The organism is Streptomyces sp. NPDC086766 (assembly GCF_044746005.1).
Lineage (GTDB): Bacteria > Actinomycetota > Actinomycetes > Streptomycetales > Streptomycetaceae > Streptomyces.
This window is the reverse complement of record NZ_JBIVBI010000006.1, coordinates 323284-341087: the sequence shown is the minus strand read 5'-3', so window position 1 is coordinate 341087 and position 17804 is coordinate 323284. Positions and strand designations below refer to the sequence as shown.

The window sequence follows — 17804 nt, the reverse complement described above, 5'->3', positions numbered from 1 at the left end:
TCGGGAGCACACCGCGGACGTCGTGGCGGGGGGCGCCTCACTCCGAGGCGCGCCCCAGGATCCGGCCGAGGGCCGTCAGGAGCGCTTCGGCGGGCTTCGCCGGCAGGTCCCGGGAACGCCAGGCGACGAACCCGTCCGGCCGGACCAGCACCGCGCCGGACGCGTCCACCCCGTACCGGGTGAGGAAGCGCTCCACCGTCGCGCCCGGCTCCTGCGCCCCGACGCGGTGGAAGGAGACGCCGGCCGGCAGGGCGTCCGCCGCGCAGGCGCTCTCCCAGGCCGCGCCCTCGGGCCCGGCCAGCAGCCAGAACCCGCCGTCGAACAGGTCGTGCAGCGGCATCTCCTTGCCCGCCCTGACGACCGGCAGGTGCGGGGCCCGGGTGCCCGGCCGGCCGGAGGGGGCGGTCGGGTCCTCGACGGGGGCGCCGTCGTCGGGGCCGCCCTCGGCGATCACGGCGCCGGAGCGGTAGACGTGGCCGAAGAGCACGGTGGTCTCCGGACGGTGCCGGGCCGCGGCCGCCTCGTCCAGCCCGCTGCGCTGCAGATAGCGGATCACCCCCTGGTCGACGGTGAACTCCGCGACCGGCGCCCGCTCCTGCTCGTAGCTGTCCAGCAGTTCCGGGGCCGCCCGCCCGCGCAGGACGAGGGCGAGCTTCCACGCCAGGTTGTGCGCGTCCTGGACGCCCATGTTGCCGCCGAAGCCGCCGGTGGGCGGCATGACGTGCGCGCAGTCCCCGGCCAGCAGCACCCGGCCGGAGCGGAAACGGTCGGCCACCCAGGCGGCGATCTCCCAGCTCGTCGCCGACTCGATCCGCACCGGGAGGTCCGGCACCCCCGCCGCCGCCCGCACCAGTTCGACGCACTCCCGCGTCCCGTACTCCTGGTGCCGGGCCCCGGGCGGCAGGCTGGGCGCCAGGACCCAGCGGTCGGAGCCGTCGCCGCCGAGCTTGCCGAGCACGCCCTTGACCCGCTCGTTGTTCACGAAGCAGAGGAAGAAGGTCCGGCCCGCGACGTACGGGTCGAGATCGGCGTGGAAGACGATGTTCATCTGCCGGCCGAAGACGCCCTGCCCGTGCCGGCCGATGCCGAGCGAGGAGCGCACCGGCGCCCGGAACCCGTCCGCGGCGACCAGGTACTCGGCCCGCACCGTGTACTCGACCGGCCCGCCGCCGCCCCTCGGCCCGCGCAGGACGGCGGTGACCCCGTCGTCGTCCTGCGTGAACCCGGTCATCTCGGTGCCGAACCGGAGGTCGGCGCCGAGCTCCACGGCGCGGTCGCGCAGCACCGGCTCGAAGCGGTCCTGGCCGATCAGGGTCCATCCGGTGCCGCCCACGTCGTTCGGGTCGTGGCGGAACGGCCCGTCGAACCGGCCCAGTTCGGGCCCGGCGAGCGACTCGGCCTGCAGCACGTCGCCGTAGTGCGCGTGCGGGTTCTCGTTGGCGCGTACGGCGTCCTCCAGGCCCAGCGCGCGCATCAGCTCCATGGTGCGCGGACTGGCCGCCTGGGCGCGCGGGTGCGTTGAGATCTCCGCGTGCCGCTCGACCAGCAGCGGGCGGATGCCCTGCCGGGCCAGGAACAGGGCCTGGGCCAGCCCCACCATGCTGCCGCCCACGATCAGAACGTCGGTCGTCTCTTCTGCCATACCGGCTCCCGGACAGGTGCGTGTGCTCGGACAGTTGGCCCGATGCAACCTCCGCCCCCTCGAAGGGGGCTCGTGGCCGGTGCAAACCGGTCACCCGGGACGCAGGCCCACCCCAGGCGGATTCGAGTGGTGCCCGAGGCGCGGCTGACAGTTTCGAGTCGCCCGAGCCCGACCGACATGTGCGACTGGCACGCCTAGGAGGACCGGAACCATGGTGGAGGCGTTGAGTGTGCTGGTGCTGCTGGGCACCGGCCTGGTGGCGGGGGTGCTGTTCGCGGTCGCGCTGAGCGTGGTGCCCGCACTGATCGCGATGACCCCCGAGCGGTACGTGGACACCCACCGGCTGCTCGGCCGGCGCTACGACCGGATCATGCCGTTCATCGTCACCGGCTCCACCGCCGTCGACGTCGGCTTCGCGATCCGCGCCTCCGGCACCCCCCGGCTGCTGTTCGCGCTGGCGGCGCTGTGCATGGCCGGGGTCGCGGTGGTGTCGCAGACCCGGAACGTCCCCATGAACCGGAGGGTCAAGCAGACCCGTCCCGAGGACCTGGGGCCCGGCTGGCGGGATCCGCGCCCGGCCTGGCGGGACTGGCACCTGGTGCGCACCTGCTGCGCGGTCGCGGGCTGCGCGCTGACGGCGGCCGCGGTGGTGCTGTCGTGAGCGCCGAGGTCGTACGGGACCTGCCCGAGGGCGAGGAACGGGCCGCCGCCGACGCCCGGATGCGGGACCTGCTCGCCCGCCCGAACCCGGGGCCGCTCGCCGAGCGGATCGCGCTGCTGCACTTCACCGGCCGGCGCACGGGACGGCCGTACACGGTGCCGGCCGGGGTGCACACGCTCGGCGGCGATCTGGTCGTAGCCACCGGCAGCGGCTGGCGGCACAACTTCGAGGGCGGCGCGAGGGGAGCGCTGACCTGGCGCGGCCGGAACCTCCCGGCGCGCTTCGCGCTGATGACCGACGTCGAGCGGATCGCCCGCGGCTATCTGGAGCTGTACCGCAGGTACGGGGAGGCGGCACCGCGCCGGCTGGGCATCGCGGTGCGCGGCGGGGAAGCGCCCGGCCTCGAAGCGTTCCGCGAGGCGGTGGTGCGCCGCGGCCTGTCCCTCGTGACCGTCGAGACGGCGGGGACCGGCGACGCGCCCGGTGCGGCTTCCGCCACGGCCGGGCCCGGCGCACCGGAAGCATCCGAGACAGCGAACGAGAGGACCCCACGATGAGCGGACTGGCCGGCTGGGTGGACTTCGAACGGGACCTGGTGCCCGAGGCGCCCACCGTGCGCGCCATGGCGGACACCCTGACCCACCGTGGGCCCGACGGCCCGGGGGAGTGGATCGAGGGGCACGCGGCGCTGGCCCACCGGCGGCTCGCGCTGCTCGACCGCGCGCACGGGCAGCAGCCCGCGGTCGCGGAGTCCGCGTCCGGGCAGCCGCTGGCGGTGCTCGTGCTCGACGGGGCGATCACCAACGAGCCCGAGCTGCGGCGCGAACTGGCCGCCCGGGGGCACCGGTTCACCGGGCGCGGGGACGCCGAGGTGGCGGTGCACGCCTTCCTGGAGTGGGGCACGGACTTCGCGGCGCGGCTGGAGGGGCTGTTCGCCCTGGCCGTGTGGGACGTCGTCCGGCAGGAGCTCCACCTGGTCCGCGACCGGCTCGGGGTCAAGCCGCTGGCGTACTTCCTGACCCCGTCGGGCGTGCTGTTCGGCTCCGAGCCCAAGGCACTGCTGGCCCACCCGGCGGTGCGGCCGCTGGTGGACGCCGACGGGCTGCGCGAACTGTTCGCGCACAGCCGGAAGCCGGGCACGGGCGTGTTCCACGGGATGTGCGAGGTGCTGCCGGGCCACGTACTGACCGTCCGGCGCAGCGGCACCGGCCGGCGGCGCTACTGGTCGCTGCCCGCGCGACGGCACGAGGACACCCCGGAGGCCACCGTCGCCACCGTGCGCGGGCTGCTCGGCGAGGCGGTGGCCACGCATCTGCGGGCCGACGTGCGGGTCGGCGCGATGCTCTCCGGAGGCATCGACTCCAGCGCGCTGACGGCCCTCGCCGCCCGCGCGGTAGCCGCCTCGGGCGCCGGCCGCCTGAGGTCGTTCTCGGTCAACTTCGCCGGCTACGCGGAGAACTTCGAGCCGCACCCCACCATGCGCGCCACCCCCGACGCGCCCTACGCGGCGCTGGCGGCGGAGCACATCGGCACCGAGCACACCGAGATCCTGCTGGACACCGCGGCGCTCGCCGACCCGGAGGTGCACGCCGCCGCCCTGCGCTGCCAGGACACGCCCTCCCCGCTCGGCGACATGGACGTCTCGCTGCTGCTCTTCTTCGAGGCGCTGCGCGGCGCCGGGGTCACCGCGGTGCTCTCCGGGGAGACCGCGGACGAGGTGTTCAACGGCTACTTCTGGTCGTACGACCCCCGGCACAGCAACTCGACCACCTTCCCCTGGATCTCCTTCGAGCGCGGCCACGACGCCGCCGCCGGCGGGCTCGGCTGCTCCCTGGTGGACCGCTCGCTGCGCCGCGAGCTGAACTTCATGGAGTACGCCGACCAGCACTACCGGGACGCGCTGGCCGAGGTGCCGCACGTGGCGGGCGAGAGCCCGGCGGAGCGCCGGGCCCGCGAGATCACGTACCTGGCGCTGACCCGGTGGGCGCCGACCCATCTGGACCGGGCGGACCGGATGAGCATGGCGCACGGGGTGCAACTGCGCCCGCCGTTCTGCGACCGGGCGCTGGTGGAGTACGTGTACAACGTGCCGGCCGAGCTGAAGCGGGTGAACGGGCAGGAGAAGAGCCTGCTGCGGGCCGCCGTGGCGGATCTGCTGCCCCGGCGGGTCCTGGAGCGGCCCAAGAGCGCCTACCCGACCGTGCAGGAGGCGGCGTACGGCGAGTTCGTGCGGCACCGGTTCGGCGAACTGGCCAAGGACACCGCGGCGCCGGTCGCCCCGCTGCTGGACGCGGGGGCGACGAGCGCGGCCCTGGACGCCGCCGGCGCCCCCAGCGGGGCCTTCGCCTGGGTGGAGCGGGCCAGTATGGAGATGGTGCTCCAGCTCAACACCTGGCTGACCGAGTACGGGGTCGAGCTGCGGCTGTGAGCCGGCGCGGAAGTTCCCGCCGGGGATGCGACATGTGCCACTTGTCACGCATGTGCGAGATGGAATAAGGTGCGGGAAGTCATACAGTTTTGCCGGGCGTCCTCCCGGGCGCCCGGCCCCGCGAATTCGACCCGCACCCGTTTTTCCGCCTCCCCCGGCGGAGTTTGTTGAAGCATTAGTTTTCCGCGTTTCACATAGTCCGCACCGCTCCGCAATTGACCATGTAATTGTCCGAATATCGGCGCTTGTTGTGTGTCATGGCGGCGTTTCGCGAATGACGCTTTGGTGTAGGAAGGTGAACAGCCGACACGATTGCCGGACTACTGGCCAGCCGGCGGCTGGCGCAGACCAGGCGGCAACATCAGGGGGAACGAGTGATAGAGATCGGTCTGCTGGGCTCCATGCGAGTCTGCAGGGACGGGGACGATGTGACGCCGTCGGCCCCGAAACTGCGTCAAGTGCTGGCCCTGCTGGTGCTCAATGCCAACTCGCTGGTCAGCGTCGACCAGCTGTGCGAGGAACTGTGGGAGGACCACCCACCTTTCAGCGCGCTGACCACCCTGCAAACCTACATTTATCAACTGCGCCGCAGGCTGCTCCTGGCCACCGGGCAGCACGGCGCTCCGTTCGGCTCCCGGCCGCCCCACGGCTTCCCGGCCCTGCTCACCCGGGTCGGCGGGTACGAATTGCGCTTGCACGACAAGCAGGCGGTCGACGCGTACCGCTTCGAGCTCCTCGTCGAACGCGGCAAGGCCCATCAGCGCGGCGGAGCCCACGAGGAGGCGGCCCGCACCCTCAAGGAGGCACTCGGTGTCTGGCGGGGGCCGGCCCTGGTCGACGTCAGCTCCGGACGCCGTCTGTCGGCCTGGTCGACCCAGCTCGAGGAGCGGCGCAAGAACGTCCAGGAACAACGTTTCGCCCTCGAACTGGAACTCGGCCGCCACCAGGTCGTCCTGGACGAGCTCGCGGAGGCGTTCGGCGCCCACCCGACCCACGAGGCCTTCGCCGGACAGCTGATGCGGGCCCTGCACCGCTGCGGCCGCCGGCCCGACGCCCTCGAGGTCTTCCGCACCCTGCGCGGCCACCTCGTCGACGAACTGGGCCTGGAACCCTCGCTCCAGCTCCAGCGGCTGCACCAGGAGGTCCTCGCCGACCGCGGCGCGCTCACCTCGGCTTCCGGCCGGCCCCGGGCCGGCGCCACCGCCGCGGCCGGGCCCCGGCCGCCCTCGCCCCGCCCGGCACAACTCCCGCACGACATAGGCGACTTCGTCGGCCGCGAGCACCAACTGGCCCAGCTGGAGGCCTTCCTCGGCGGAGACCGAGCCGGTACCGGAATGCGGGTGGTGGAGGTGCACGGCCCGCCCGGGGTGGGCAAGAGCGCCTTCGCGATCCGCGCCGCGCACCGGCTGCGGCCGCACTTCCCGGACGGGCAGCTCTTCATCGACCTGTCCACGGTCGGCGACGGCTCGGAACAGCTCACCGACGTGCTGTCCGCGGCCCTCGGCGCCTGCGGGATCGGACGGGAGAAGCAGCCGTCCGGCCTGGACGAGCTCAGCCGGCTCTTCCGCAGCTGGACCGCCGACCGCCGGGTGCTGGTGGTGGTCGACGACGTGCTCGCCGCCTCCCAGCTGCGCGCCGTGATGCCCGGTGGGGCGGGCTGCGCGGTGATCGCCACCAACCGCTACCGGGCGCACAGCCTGTCCACCGGACGCAAGGTCGTCCTGTCCGCCCTCTCCGACACCGAGTCCCTCCAGCTCTACAACAAGGTCGCCCAGGACCGCTCCCAGCAGGAGGACCGGGCCGCCGTACAGGAACTGATCCGGATGTGCGAGGGGCTGCCGCTGGCGGTGCGGGCGGTGGCCGGGCGGCTGGCGGCCCGGCCCGGCTGGTCGGCCGGGCGCCTGGTCGACCGGCTGCGCACCAACCAGCGCCTGCTGCTGGAACTGCCGGCCGGCACCCAGTCCCTGATGAGCACGGTCGAGTCCAGCTACCGCCATCTGTCCGCCCCCTACCGGGAGTTGCTGCACCTGCTGCTCACCCGGAGCCAGCCGCGCTGGCGCCTGGAGGAGGTGCGGGCCCTGCTGCCCGGACGCGCCGCCGACAGCGAGACGCTGCTGGAGTACCTGGTGGACGTCCATCTGGTCGAGGAGGCCCTGCCCCCGGGCGGTGAACCGGTGTACGCGGTGCCGGGACTCACCCGGCAGGCGCTGCTCCAGCTGCTGCCCGGCGGCCTGCAGAAGGGCGGCACGGTCCACACCGGCTCCGCGGCCAACGTCGGGACCCGCCACGCCGGGCGGGTCACGCTGCTGAAGACCGCGGTACCCCGCGGCTAGCACCCGTCCACCCCGACCCGCCCCACGGCATCACCCCACCCAGCGGCCCGTCGCACCCCAGGTGCGGCGGGCCGCACCGCTGCGCGCCCCCTCCGCCCGGCCACCCGCGCCCTCCGCCCGGCCATCGCGGCTTCCTGCCCGGCTACGGTGCCCTCCCGCCCCGGCCATCGCGCCTTCCCGCCCGGCTACGGCCCCCCGCCGACCAGCCACGGCGCCCCCCGCCGGCCGGTCACGGCACCCTCCGTCCGGCCCCCGCCCGGGGCGCCGCCCCGGGCCGGCCGGCCACCGTCCGCGCGCCGCCCCCGCCGGCCGGCCACCGCGCCCTCCTCCGGCCCCCGCTCGCGCCCCCCGCCCGCGCACCGAGCGGTTCTCCAGGCGCCCTCCAGACTGCCTCGACCCGTTCCGAACAGGGTGAACGCAGAGGAGCCAAGCCCGGGAGGACATCGTGCACCGAACACTGATCGTGGCCAGGATGAGCCTTGCCGACGCCCAGGGCGTCGCCGAGGTCTTCGCCGATTCGGACAGCACCGAACTGCCGCACATGGTCGGTGTGTCGCGGCGGACCCTGTTCGCCTTCCACGACCTGTACTTCCACCTGGTCGAGGCCGACCAGGACATCGCGCCCAACCTCTACAAGGCGCGCAGCCACCCCCTCTACGGCGAGATCAACACCCGCCTGGGCCAGTTCATCTCGCCCTACGACCCGAACTGGCGCGAGCCCAAGGACGCCATGGCCGTCCCGTTCTACTCCTGGACGCCCGAGCAGGGCCCCGCCATCACCGCCCCGACCGCCGCGAACCGGGGTGGTGCCCGATGAGCGCCCCCGTCACCACCAAGGTCCACGCGGACACGGTCGCCGCCAACACCAAGCGCGGCGGCGACATCCGCGTCACCCTCAGCCCCCGCACGGTCGGCTGCACCTCCGGATTCGGCGGGGTGCTGCGCCTCGCCCCCGGCGAGTACGTCACCGAGCACCTCCACCCGTACTCCGAGGAGTTCCTGCACGTCGTGCAGGGCCGTCTGGAGATGCGGCTGGACGGGGTCCCCGTGGAACTCGGCCCCGGAGACTCGCTGCTGGTGCCCATCGGCGTCCGGCACCGCCTGGTCAACACCGGGACCGTGCCCGCCGAGGTGGTCTTCCACCTCTCCCCGCTCGCGCCCCGCCCCGAGCTCGGCCACGTCGACACCGAGCAGCCGCTCGACGCCGCCGCAGGCAACCCGGACGTCGGGGAGGCCCGGTGACCCGCCCGCAGCGGCGCGCGGTCATCACCGGCGTGGGGGCCGTCGCCCCCGGCGGCCACGGGCGCGACGCCTACTGGGACCTGCTCACCGCCGGGCGCACCGCCACCCGACGGATCAGCCTGTTCGACCCCGCCGGGTTCCGCTCCCAGGTGGCCGCCGAGTGCGACTTCGACCCCCTCGCCGCCGGGCTCACCCCGCAGGAGGCCCGCCGCATGGACCGGGCCGGCCAGTTCGCGGTGGTCGCCGCCCGCGAGGCCGTCGAGGACAGCGGGCTCGACCTGCCCGCCGCCGACCCGGGCCGGATCGGCGTGAGCATCGGCAGCGCCGTCGGCTGCACCATGGGCCTGGAGGAGGAGTACGCCGTCCTCTCCGACGGCGGACGCGACTGGCTGGTCGACCACAGCTACGGCGTACCCCACCTGTACGGCTACATGGTGCCCAGCACCCTCGCCGTCGAGGTCGCCCGGCAGGCCCACGCCGAGGGGCCGGTCGCGCTGATCTCCACCGGCTGCACCTCGGGCCTGGACGCCATCGGACACGGCGTCCAGCTGATCGAGGAGGGCTCCGCGGACGTCGTGCTCGCCGGCGCGACCGACGCCCCGCTCTCGCCGATCACCTCCGCCTGCTTCGACGCCATCAAGGCCACCACCCCCAACAAGGACGACCCCGAGCACGCCTCCCGCCCCTTCGACGGGCGGCGCGACGGCTTCGTCCTCGGCGAGGGCTCGGCGGTGATGGTGATCGAGGAGGCCGAGTCCGCGCGGCGCCGCGGCGCCACCGTGTACGCGGAGATCCTCGGCTTCGCCGGGCGCAGCAACGCCTTCCACATGACCGGACTCAAGCCGGACGGCCGGGAGATGGCCGAGGCCATCCGGGTCGCCCTCGACCGGGCCCGGCTCGACCCCGGCGAGATCGACTACATCAACGCGCACGGCTCCGGCACCAAGCAGAACGACCGCCACGAGACCGCCGCGTTCAAGCGCAGCCTCGGCCGCCGCGCCCACGAGGTGCCCGTCAGCTCCATCAAGTCGATGATCGGGCACTCCCTCGGCGCGATCGGCTCCCTGGAGATCGCCGCGTGCGCCCTGGCGCTGCGCCACCAGGTCGTCCCGCCCACCGCCAACCTGGCCGTCCCCGACCCCGAGTGCGACCTGGACTACGTACCGGTGACGGCGCGCGAGCACCGTATGGACCGGGTGCTCAGCGTGGGCAGCGGCTTCGGCGGCTTCCAGACCGCGATGGTGCTCGGCCGGCCCGGGCGGACGCGGACCACGCCGCGCGCCGCCCGGAGTGCCTCCCCGGCGCGGAAGGAGGCGGCATGAGCGCCTCCGGCATACGCCCCGGCCCGCGCGGCCGGGCCGTGGTCACCGGGCTCGGCGTGATCGCGCCGACCGGCATCGGCGCGGCCCGGCACTGGGAGTCCGTCCTCGCGGGCAAGAGCGGCCTCGGCCGGATCACCCGCTTCGACCCGACCGGCTACCCCGTCCGGATCGCCGGCGAGGTGCCCGGCTTCCGGGCCGGCGAGCAGATCCCGGGGCGGCTCGTCCCGCAGACCGACCGGTACACGCACTTCGCGCTGGCCGCCGCCGAGGCCGCCCTCGCGGACGCCGCCGCCGATCCGGCCGGGCTGCCCGAGTACGAGATGGCGGTAGTGACCGCCAGCTCCTCCGGGGGCACCGAGTTCGGCCAGCACGAGATGGAGAACCTCTACCAGCAGGGGTCCTCCTGGGTGGGCGCGTACCAGTCGATCGCCTGGTTCTACGCGGCCACCACCGGCCAGGTCTCCATTCGGCACGGGATGCGCGGCCCCTGCGGGGTGATCTGCTGCGAGCAGGCCGGCGGCCTCGACGCCCTCGGCCAGTCCCGCCGGCTGCTGGACACCGGCTCCCGGCTGGTCCTCAGCGGCGGCACCGACGCCTCCCTCTGCCCGTACGGCCTGGTCGCCCAGCTCTCCTCGGGGCGCCTGTCCACCGAGGACGACCCGGCCCGCGCCTACCTGCCCTTCGACGCCGCCGCCTCCGGCTTCGTCCCCGGCGAGGGCGGAGCCATGCTCGTGGTGGAGAGCGCCGCGTCCGCCCGCGCGCGCGGCGTGCCGCACTACGGCGAACTCCTCGGCTACGCGGCCGGCTTCGACCCCGCGGCCGACGCCCCGGCCCCCGCCGCCACGGGCCGCCCCCGGCACGCCGTGCTCGCCTCCGTCGTCCGGCGGGCACTCGCCGACGCCCGGCTGGACCCCGCGGACGTCGACGTGGTCTTCGCGGACGCCGCGGGGGTGCCCGCCGCCGACCTCGCCGAAGCCCGCGCGATCACCGAGGTGTTCGGCCCCCGCGGGGTGCCGGTGACCGCGCCGAAGACGCTCACCGGACGGCTGTACGCGGGCGGCGCCGCGCTGGACGTGGCGACCGCGCTGCTCGCGCTGACCGCCGGGGTCGTCCCGCACACCGCGGGCCTCGGGGCCGCCGCCGACGGCTGCGAGATCGACCTCGTGCTCCACCGGCCGCGCCCGACCGCTCCGCGCACCGCCCTGGTCCTGGCCCGCGGCCACGGCGGGTTCACCTCCGCGCTCATCGTCGGCGCGGGTGACCGCGACGACCCCAAGAAGTGACCGACGACCACCCCACGACGACCGGAAGGCGGCCCACCATGGCCGAGTTCACCCTCGACGACATCCGGCGCATCCTGCGCGCGAGCGCGGGCGTCGACGAACAGACCGACCTGGACGGCGCGGACTTCGCCGACACCGCGTTCGCCAACCTCGGATACGACTCCCTCGCCCTGCTGGAACTCGCCAACCGCATCGAGCGCGAGTACGGCATCGAGATCCCCGACGGCGACCTCGAGCACACCCAGACCCCGCGCGAGGCCCTCGCCTACGTGCACGCCCGGCTCGCGGAGGTGCGCGTCTGATGGCCGGACACACCGACAACGAGATCGTCGTCGACGCGCCCATGGACCTCGTGTGGTCCATGACCAACGACGTGGCCTCCTGGCCGCGGCTGTTCAGCGAGTACGCGTCGGCCGAGATCCTCGGACGCGACGGCGACACGGTCACCTTCCGCCTCGCCCTGCACCCCGACGAGAACGGCACGGTCTGGAGCTGGGTCTCCGAACGCACCCCGGACCCCGCCACCCGCACCGTCACCGCCCGCCGGGTGGAGACCGGACCCTTCGCGTACATGAACATCCGCTGGGAGTACGAGCAGCGGCCCGACGGCGTCCGGATGCGCTGGATCCAGGACTTCGCGATGAAGCCCGCGGCCCCCCTCGACGACGCCGGGATGACCGAGCGCCTCAACCGCAACACCGCCGTGCAGATGCGGCTGATCAAGGCCAAGGTGGAGGCCGCCGCCCGGGCCGCCCGGCAACTGGAGGGCAGGCGGCTGCTGGTGACCGGCGGCAGCCGGGGCATCGGCCGCGGCGTCGTGTTCGCCGCCGCCCGCGCCGGGGCCGACGTCGTCACCTGCTACCGCACCCCCGGCCCGGCCGTCGCCTCCCTGGAGCAGGAGCTCGCCCGGACCCCCGGCAAGCACCAGGTGGTGCGGGCCGACGCGGCCGACCCGGCGGACGTGGACCGGCTGGTCGCCGAGTGCGAGGCGAGCGGTGGCCGGCTCGACGCGGTCGTCAACAACGCGGGCGCCTTCCGGCCCGCGCCGTACGCGGACCTGGACGACGCCCAGTGGGCCGCCACCCTCCAGGGCAACCTGACCGCCACCCACCTGGTGACCCGGCGCGCCCTGCCCCTGCTGGACAAGGGCTCCTCGGTGGTGAACATCGGCTCCACGGTGGCCTTCATCGGCATGGCCGGAGGCGTCCACTACACCGCGGTGAAGTCCGCCCTCGTCGGCATGACCCGCTCGCTCGCCCGCGAACTCGGCCCGCGGGGCATCCGCGTCAACACCGTCTCGCCCGGCCGCATCGCCACCGAGGCACTCGACGACCTGCCCGAGGAGGACGCCGAGCGGGAGCGCCGGACCTTCTCCTCCTTCACCGCCCTCGGCCGGCTCGGCACCGTCGACGACATCGCCCGCACGGTGCTGTTCCTCGTCAGCGACGAAGCCGCCTACGTCACCGGCCAGAACCTCCACGTCGACGGCTGCGTGTGACCCGCAACCCCCAGCAACGAAAGGGACATCCCGTGGAATTCGCACTGCACGGCAAGAAGCTCCTCGTCACCGGCGGCAGCCGGGGCATCGGCCGCGGCGTCGTGCTCGCCGCCGCCCGCGCCGGTGCCGACGTCATCACCTGCCACCGGCAGGAGAGCGAGGCCGTCGACACACTGACCGCCGCTCTGAAGGAGACCGCCGGCGACCACCACGTGCTGCGCGCCGACGTCGGCGACACCGCCGAGGTCGACCGGCTCCTCGGCGAGGTCAAGGACCGCTACGGCCGGCTCGACGGCGTCGTCAACAACGCGGGCGTGATCAGCCACATCCCCTTCGCGGAACTGCCCGCCGAGGAGTGGTCGCGGATCATCGACACCAACCTCACCGCCGCCTACCGGGTCATCCAGCAGGCGCTCCCGCTGCTCGGCGCCGGCTCCTCGGTGGTGAACATCGGCTCGCGCGGCGCCGCCGCGGGCATACCGCTGCGCGCCCACTACACCGCCGCCAAGGCCGCCATGACCGGCCTGACCCGCTCCCTCGCCAAGGAGCTCGGCCCCCGCGGCATCCGGGTCAACGTCGTCGCGCCCGGCGTCATCGAGACCGAGGCCTTCGACGCGATGCCCGCCGAACGCGCCGCGGGTCTGCGGGCCACCTACGCGCAGAAGACCGCCCTCGCCCGCCTCGGCACCGTCGACGAACTCGCCGGGCCCGTGCTGTTCCTGCTCAGCGAGCACGCCGCGTACATCACCGGCGAGACGCTCAACGTCGACGGGGGGATCTGACATGGCCGACCAGGTCTTCCGGGTCATGCTCCGCATGGAGATCCGGCCCGGCATGGAGGACGACTTCGAGAAGGTGTGGCTGGAGGTCGGCGACTCCGTCACCGACCACCCCGCGAACCTCGGGCAGTGGCTGTCCCGCAGCGCCGAGGAGAACGGCATCTACTACATCGTCAGCGACTGGGTGAACGAGCCGCTGTTCCGCGCGTTCGAGACCAGCGACCGCCACGTCGAGCACCGCCGCAAGCTCCACCCGTACCGCAGCGGCGGCTCCATGACGACGATGCACGTCGTCGCCGCCCTCGCCGGCGCGGCCGGCTCCGCCCGGGACGTCCGGTGACCGCCGCCCCCGTCGAAGTGGTGCTGCACCACCTCAGCGACGACGCCGAGCCTGTCGTGAGCGCCTACCACGAGGCCAGCCGGCGCATGGCGGGAACACCCGGGCTGCTCGGCAACCGGCTGCTGCGCGCCGTCGGCGACCCGCGCGCCCTGGTGGTGGTCAGCCGGTGGTCCGACTGGGACGCCTTCGCGGCCTGGGAGGGCGGCGCCGCCCACAAGGAGCAGACCGCACCCCTGCGGCCGTTCCGGGACCTGGAGCGGGACCGGCCGTTCGAGATCTACCGGGAGCTCGCCCGCTACGAGGGCGGCCACCCGCAGTCCGCCCCGGAAGGAGCCTGAGATGCCCGCCGCCCAGAGCCCCGCCCAGAGCTCCGTACAGGGCCCGCCCCCGCCGCCCGCCGAACTGTTCACCCCGGCCTTCCACCAGGACCCGCACCGGGCGCTCGCCGAACTGCGGCAGACCGCCCCGGCCGTGCCCGTCGTCACCCCCAACGGCCTGCGCACCTGGCTGGTCACCGGGTACGAGCACGCCAGGGAACTGCTCGCCGACCCCCGCCTCAGCAAGGACATGCGGGTCGGCAGGGACCTCATCCCGCGCAACTTCGCCGACCCGGAGAAACAGCGGGCCTTCCTCGCCGAGGCGGGGGACCACGCCCAGTTCCCCCAGGTCCTCAGCGTGCACATGCTGGACAGCGACCCGCCGGACCACACCCGGCTGCGCCGGCTGGTCGGCCGGGCCTTCACCGCGCGCCGGGTGGAGGCCCTGCGGCCGAGGATCACCGGGCTCACCGACGAACTGCTGGAGAACATCGCCGCGGACGGCACGGTGGACCTGATGGAGGCGCTGGCCTTCCCGGTGCCGTTCACGGTCATCTGCTGGCTGCTCGGCGTGCCCCCGGACGACCGGGCCTCCTTCCGCCGCTGGTCCAACCTGCTGGTCTCCGGAGCGGGCACCGAGGAGGTGCGCGACGCCAGCGTCTCGATGATCGCCTACCTGCGGGCGCTGATCGACGGCAAGCGCGCCGAGCCCGCCGACGACATGCTCAGCGACCTCGTGCAGGCCGGCGACGAGGGCGACCAGCTCTCCGACGACGAGCTGATCTCCATGGCCTTCCTGCTGCTCGTCGCCGGCCACGAGACCACCGTCAACCTCATCGGCAACGGCACCCTCGCCGTGCTCGGCCACCCCCGGGTGCGCGAGCAGCTCGCCGCGGACCCCTCGCTGTGGCCGGCCGCCGTGGAGGAGTTCCTCCGCTACGACGGGCCCGTCACCAACGCCACCTGGCGCTTCACCACCGAACCCGTCGAGGTCGGCTCCGTGGTCATTCCCGAGGGCGAGTTCGTCACCATCTCGCTCGGCGCGGCCGGACGCGACCCGGCCCGCTACCCCGACCCCGACCGGCTGGACATCGGCCGCCCCCACAGCGCCTCGGTCGCCTTCGGCCACGGCATCCACCACTGCCTGGGCGCCCCGCTGGCCCGCCTCGAAGGGCAGATCGTCATCAGCCGCCTGTTCGCGCGCTTCCCCGGGCTGCGGCTCGCCACCGACGCCTCCCGACTGTGCTGGCGCAGCAGCCTGATGATGCGCGGCCTGGAGGAACTGCCCGTCTTCACCGGCGAGGACACCGTCTGACCCGGGCGACCGTCCGGCCCGGGCGACCGTCCGACCGGACGTCCGAGCCCCGGCCGCCCGCCGCCGAGACGCTCGCCCCTCGCACCGACGCACCGACGCACCAACGACCTCAGGAGACACACGTGGAACGTCTGGACACCGAACGTCCCAGCTGGGCGCCGCCGGAGGTGGACATCGACACCCCGAGCATCGCCCGGGTGTACGACTACTGGATCGGCGGCACCCACAACTTCCCGGCCGACCGGGAACTCGGCGACCGGGTCTCGGCCGGCAACCCGGAACTCGTCGCCACCCTCCGGGCCAACCGCGCCTTCCTGCGCCGCTCGGTGCGCGAACTGTCCGCGCTCGGCATCCGCCAGTTCCTCGACATCGGCTCCGGCATCCCCGCCGAGGGCAATGTGCACGACGTCGCGCTCGCCGCCCACCCCGACAGCACCGTCGTCTACGTCGACATCGACCCGGTGGCGGTCGCCCACGGCCGGGCCCTGCTCGCCGACGAGCCCAGGGCGGCGGTGTTCCAGGGCGATCTGCACAAGCCCCGGGAGATCCTGGACGCGGACGACACCCGCCGGCTGATCGACTTCGACCGCCCGGTCGCGCTGATCCTCGCCGCCGTACTGCACTTCGTGCCGGACGGCGACGACCCGCTGGAGCTGGTCCGGCGGTACACCGGCCCGCTGGCACCCGGCAGCGCCCTGGTCCTCTCCCACGCCGGCGCCGACGAGGTGCCGCAGGCGGCCCCCGAGGCGGCCGAGCAGTACCGGGGCGCGGTCAGCCAGGTGATCTGGCGCAGCACGGCCGAACTCACCGCCCTCTTCGACGGCTTCGACCTGCTCTCGCCCGGCGTGGTGCGCGCCCCGCTGTGGCGTCCCGAGCCGGGCCAGCACCCCGACCCGGACCTCGCCATGCTGGCCGGAGTGGCCCTCAAACCGGCCGGGTGAGCCGCGTGCGCCGTTCCTCCACCGAGCCGCCGGCGGCCGCGGGATCCGTGTCCGGGCGCGGCGGAAGGCGCCGGGGGTTCGGCGCCCTGCTCGCGGTCGACCTGTGGGAGCGCTTCAGCTTCTTCGGGATGGCGGCGATCCTCGTGCTCTACCTCACCGCGCCCGCGGACCGGGGCGGCACGGGCATGGCGCCGCAGTCGGCGGCCGCCGTCTTCGCGGCGTACATGTCCCTGTGCTTCCTGGCCGGGCTGCCCGGGGGCTGGCTCGCCGACCGGGTGCTGGGCGCGCGCCGGGCCGTGCTGCTGGGCGGCGCGCTCATCGCCTGCGGCCACCTGGTGCTCGCGGCGCCCGTGCGGGGCACGCTCTACGCCGGTCTGCTGCTGGTCGTCGCGGGGACCGGCCTCGTCAAGCCGGCCCTGGCCGCCATGGTGGCCGAGGCCGGCGGCGCGGGGCGGGCCCGCCGCGAGGCCGACTTCTCGCTGTTCTACGTGTGCATCCAGGTCAGCGCGCTGATCGCGCCCGTGGTGACCGGGCTGCTCGCCGAGCGGATCGCCTGGCACCTGGGCTTCGCGGCGGCGGCCGTCGGGATGCTGGCCGGGCTCGCGCAGTTCTCCCTGGGACTGCGCGGCCTGGGGGCGGTGGGCTCCCGGCCGGCCCGCCCGGTCACCCGGGCCGAGGCCGCGACCGTGCGCCGCCGGGTCGCCCTCGCCGCCGCGGCGCTCTGCGCGGTGCTCGCACCCCCGGCGCTTCTCGGCGTCCTGCCCCTCAAGGCGGTACTGGCCGCGCTCGGCCTCACCACGATCACCCTCCCCTTCGCCTACCTCCGCACCCTCCGCCGCACCCTCGACCGGGAGGGCCCCGCGCCCACCGGCCCGCACACCGGCCGGGGCGGGCCTCACGACGGGGCGGTTCCGGCGGTCCGCGGGGGCGACGGTGGAGCCGGTCCGGCCGTCGGCGGGCTCCACGGCGGGGTCGGTCCGGCGGTCCGTGGTGCCAACGGCGGGATTCCTCCGGCGGTCCGTGGGGCCCGGGACGGGGCCGGCCCGGCGGCCGGCGTGGCCTGTGGCGGGGCCGGTCCGGTGGCCGGCGTGGCCCACGGCGGGGCCGATCGGCCCGCCGTCCGGCCCGCCGCCGGGTCCGCGGGGGACTTCGGAGCCGGTTCCGCGGCGCGGGCGCGGCTCGGGGCCTTCGCCGTCATGATGGCGGCCTCCTCCGCCTTCTGGATGATCTTCGCCCAGAGCGGGTCGGCCCTGAGCCTGTTCGCCGAGCGAGACACCGACCGGGAGCTGCTCGGCTTCGAGGTCCCGGCCAGCTGGTTCCAGTCCCTGCACCCGCTGTTCGTCCTGCTCGCCGCCCCGTTCGCGGCCCGGCTCGGGCGGCGCGCGGGGCCGGGCACGCGGACGCCGGTGAAGTTCGCCGGCGCCCTCGCCGCCGCGGGGGCGAGCTTCCTGCTGATGTCCGTCGCAGCGTCCCTGGCCGAGGACGGACCGGTCGGGCCGTACTGGCTGGTGCTGGTCTACCTGCTGTACTCGTGCGGCGAGATCGCCCTCGCCCCGGCCGGTCTGGCGCTGGCCGCGGAGGTCGCCCCGCCGGGCAGCACCGGCCGCTTCCTCGCGGTGAACGGGCTCTTCGGCGCGGTCGGCGTCGTGGTCGGCGGCCAGCTCTACCGGCTCACCGCCGTACTGCCGCTCTCCGTCTACTTC

The 17804-nt window shown here is 74.5% G+C and carries 16 protein-coding genes and 2 pseudogenes; 17 read left to right on the top strand and 1 reads right to left on the bottom strand.

All coding sequences use genetic code 11. The annotated features are described in order from the left end of the window. Nucleotides 1-37: 37 nt before the first annotated feature. Entirely contained in the window at nt 38-1642 is a 1605-nt protein-coding gene (locus ACIPM1_RS14525; protein WP_402433662.1) for an FAD-dependent monooxygenase, read from the bottom strand. Nucleotides 1643-1853: 211 nt separating this feature from the next. Here ACIPM1_RS14525 and ACIPM1_RS14520 point away from each other — a divergent pair, with 211 nt between their 5' ends. From ACIPM1_RS14520 to ACIPM1_RS14440, 17 genes and pseudogenes are all read left to right on the top strand, one after another. Then, nucleotides 1854-2303, top strand: a complete 450-nt coding sequence (locus ACIPM1_RS14520; protein ID WP_356194436.1) for a DUF1772 domain-containing protein — start codon at nt 1854-1856, stop codon at nt 2301-2303. Next, nucleotides 2300-2860, top strand: coding sequence for a hypothetical protein (locus tag ACIPM1_RS14515; RefSeq protein WP_402433658.1), 561 nt, complete (start codon nt 2300-2302; stop codon nt 2858-2860). Before ACIPM1_RS14520 ends, ACIPM1_RS14515 begins: the two co-directional genes overlap by 4 nt. Next, nucleotides 2857-4731: an asparagine synthase (glutamine-hydrolyzing) gene (asnB, locus tag ACIPM1_RS14510; protein ID WP_402433655.1), complete on the top strand. Its 1875-nt coding sequence runs from the start codon at nt 2857-2859 to the stop codon at nt 4729-4731. The genes ACIPM1_RS14515 and asnB overlap by 4 nt, the downstream gene beginning before the upstream one ends. 401 nt (nt 4732-5132) lie before the next feature. Beyond that, nucleotides 5133-7064: a BTAD domain-containing putative transcriptional regulator gene (locus tag ACIPM1_RS14505; RefSeq protein ID WP_402433652.1), complete on the top strand. Its 1932-nt coding sequence runs from the start codon at nt 5133-5135 to the stop codon at nt 7062-7064. 445 nt (nt 7065-7509) lie between these two features. Continuing rightward, nucleotides 7510-7881: a TcmI family type II polyketide cyclase gene (locus ACIPM1_RS14500; protein ID WP_356194447.1), complete on the top strand. Its 372-nt coding sequence runs from the start codon at nt 7510-7512 to the stop codon at nt 7879-7881. Continuing rightward, nucleotides 7878-8306, top strand: coding sequence for a cupin domain-containing protein (locus tag ACIPM1_RS14495; RefSeq protein ID WP_356194449.1), 429 nt, complete (start codon nt 7878-7880; stop codon nt 8304-8306). The genes ACIPM1_RS14500 and ACIPM1_RS14495 overlap by 4 nt, the downstream gene beginning before the upstream one ends. Continuing rightward, entirely contained in the window at nt 8303-9628 is a 1326-nt protein-coding gene (locus ACIPM1_RS14490; RefSeq protein ID WP_402433649.1) for a beta-ketoacyl-[acyl-carrier-protein] synthase family protein, read from the top strand. Before ACIPM1_RS14495 ends, ACIPM1_RS14490 begins: the two co-directional genes overlap by 4 nt. Beyond that, entirely contained in the window at nt 9625-10911 is a 1287-nt protein-coding gene (locus ACIPM1_RS14485; RefSeq protein WP_402433646.1) for a ketosynthase chain-length factor, read from the top strand. The genes ACIPM1_RS14490 and ACIPM1_RS14485 overlap by 4 nt, the downstream gene beginning before the upstream one ends. Nucleotides 10912-10949: 38 nt before the next feature. Beyond that, entirely contained in the window at nt 10950-11213 is a 264-nt protein-coding gene (locus ACIPM1_RS14480) for an acyl carrier protein (protein WP_402433643.1), read from the top strand. Further along, nucleotides 11213-11662: pseudogene (locus tag ACIPM1_RS14475) on the top strand (SRPBCC family protein); the annotation flags it as partial. The gene ACIPM1_RS14480 and the pseudogene ACIPM1_RS14475, both read left to right, overlap by 1 nt. Beyond that, entirely contained in the window at nt 11642-12409 is a 768-nt protein-coding gene (locus tag ACIPM1_RS14470) for an SDR family NAD(P)-dependent oxidoreductase (protein ID WP_402434002.1), read from the top strand. The pseudogene ACIPM1_RS14475 and the gene ACIPM1_RS14470, both read left to right, overlap by 21 nt. 32 nt (nt 12410-12441) lie before the next feature. Continuing rightward, the gene (locus ACIPM1_RS14465) at nt 12442-13191 is read left to right on the top strand and encodes an SDR family NAD(P)-dependent oxidoreductase (protein WP_356195349.1); all 750 of its coding nucleotides are present in this window, start codon (nt 12442-12444) and stop codon (nt 13189-13191) included. 1 nt (nt 13192) lies between these two features. Further along, on the top strand, nt 13193-13528 hold the full coding sequence (locus ACIPM1_RS14460) for an antibiotic biosynthesis monooxygenase family protein (RefSeq protein ID WP_356195352.1): 336 nt from the start codon (nt 13193-13195) through the stop codon (nt 13526-13528). Beyond that, nucleotides 13525-13866, top strand: coding sequence for an antibiotic biosynthesis monooxygenase family protein (locus ACIPM1_RS14455; RefSeq protein ID WP_356195355.1), 342 nt, complete (start codon nt 13525-13527; stop codon nt 13864-13866). The genes ACIPM1_RS14460 and ACIPM1_RS14455 overlap by 4 nt, the downstream gene beginning before the upstream one ends. Nucleotide 13867: 1 nt before the next feature. Continuing rightward, a complete protein-coding gene (locus tag ACIPM1_RS14450) occupies nt 13868-15160 on the top strand; it encodes a cytochrome P450 (protein WP_402433639.1) in 1293 nt (430 codons plus the stop codon). 122 nt (nt 15161-15282) lie between these two features. After that, the gene (locus tag ACIPM1_RS14445; protein WP_402433636.1) at nt 15283-16101 is read left to right on the top strand and encodes an SAM-dependent methyltransferase; all 819 of its coding nucleotides are present in this window, start codon (nt 15283-15285) and stop codon (nt 16099-16101) included. A gap of 128 nt (nt 16102-16229) precedes the next feature. After that, nucleotides 16230-17777: pseudogene (locus ACIPM1_RS14440) on the top strand (peptide MFS transporter); the annotation flags it as partial. Nucleotides 17778-17804 lie beyond the last annotated feature (27 nt).

Coding starts and splice junctions, on each gene's coding strand:
- ACIPM1_RS14485 (WP_402433646.1), top strand. CDS start 9,625: ATGAGCGCCTCCGGCATACGCCCCGGCCCGCGCGGCCGGGCCGTGGTC.
- ACIPM1_RS14450 (WP_402433639.1), top strand. CDS start 13,868: ATGCCCGCCGCCCAGAGCCCCGCCCAGAGCTCCGTACAGGGCCCGCCC.
- ACIPM1_RS14480 (WP_402433643.1), top strand. CDS start 10,950: ATGGCCGAGTTCACCCTCGACGACATCCGGCGCATCCTGCGCGCGAGC.
- asnB (WP_402433655.1), top strand. CDS start 2,857: ATGAGCGGACTGGCCGGCTGGGTGGACTTCGAACGGGACCTGGTGCCC.
- ACIPM1_RS14460 (WP_356195352.1), top strand. CDS start 13,193: ATGGCCGACCAGGTCTTCCGGGTCATGCTCCGCATGGAGATCCGGCCC.
- ACIPM1_RS14520 (WP_356194436.1), top strand. CDS start 1,854: ATGGTGGAGGCGTTGAGTGTGCTGGTGCTGCTGGGCACCGGCCTGGTG.
- ACIPM1_RS14525 (WP_402433662.1), bottom strand. CDS start 1,642: ATGGCAGAAGAGACGACCGACGTTCTGATCGTGGGCGGCAGCATGGTG.
- ACIPM1_RS14505 (WP_402433652.1), top strand. CDS start 5,133: ATGCGAGTCTGCAGGGACGGGGACGATGTGACGCCGTCGGCCCCGAAA.
- ACIPM1_RS14495 (WP_356194449.1), top strand. CDS start 7,878: ATGAGCGCCCCCGTCACCACCAAGGTCCACGCGGACACGGTCGCCGCC.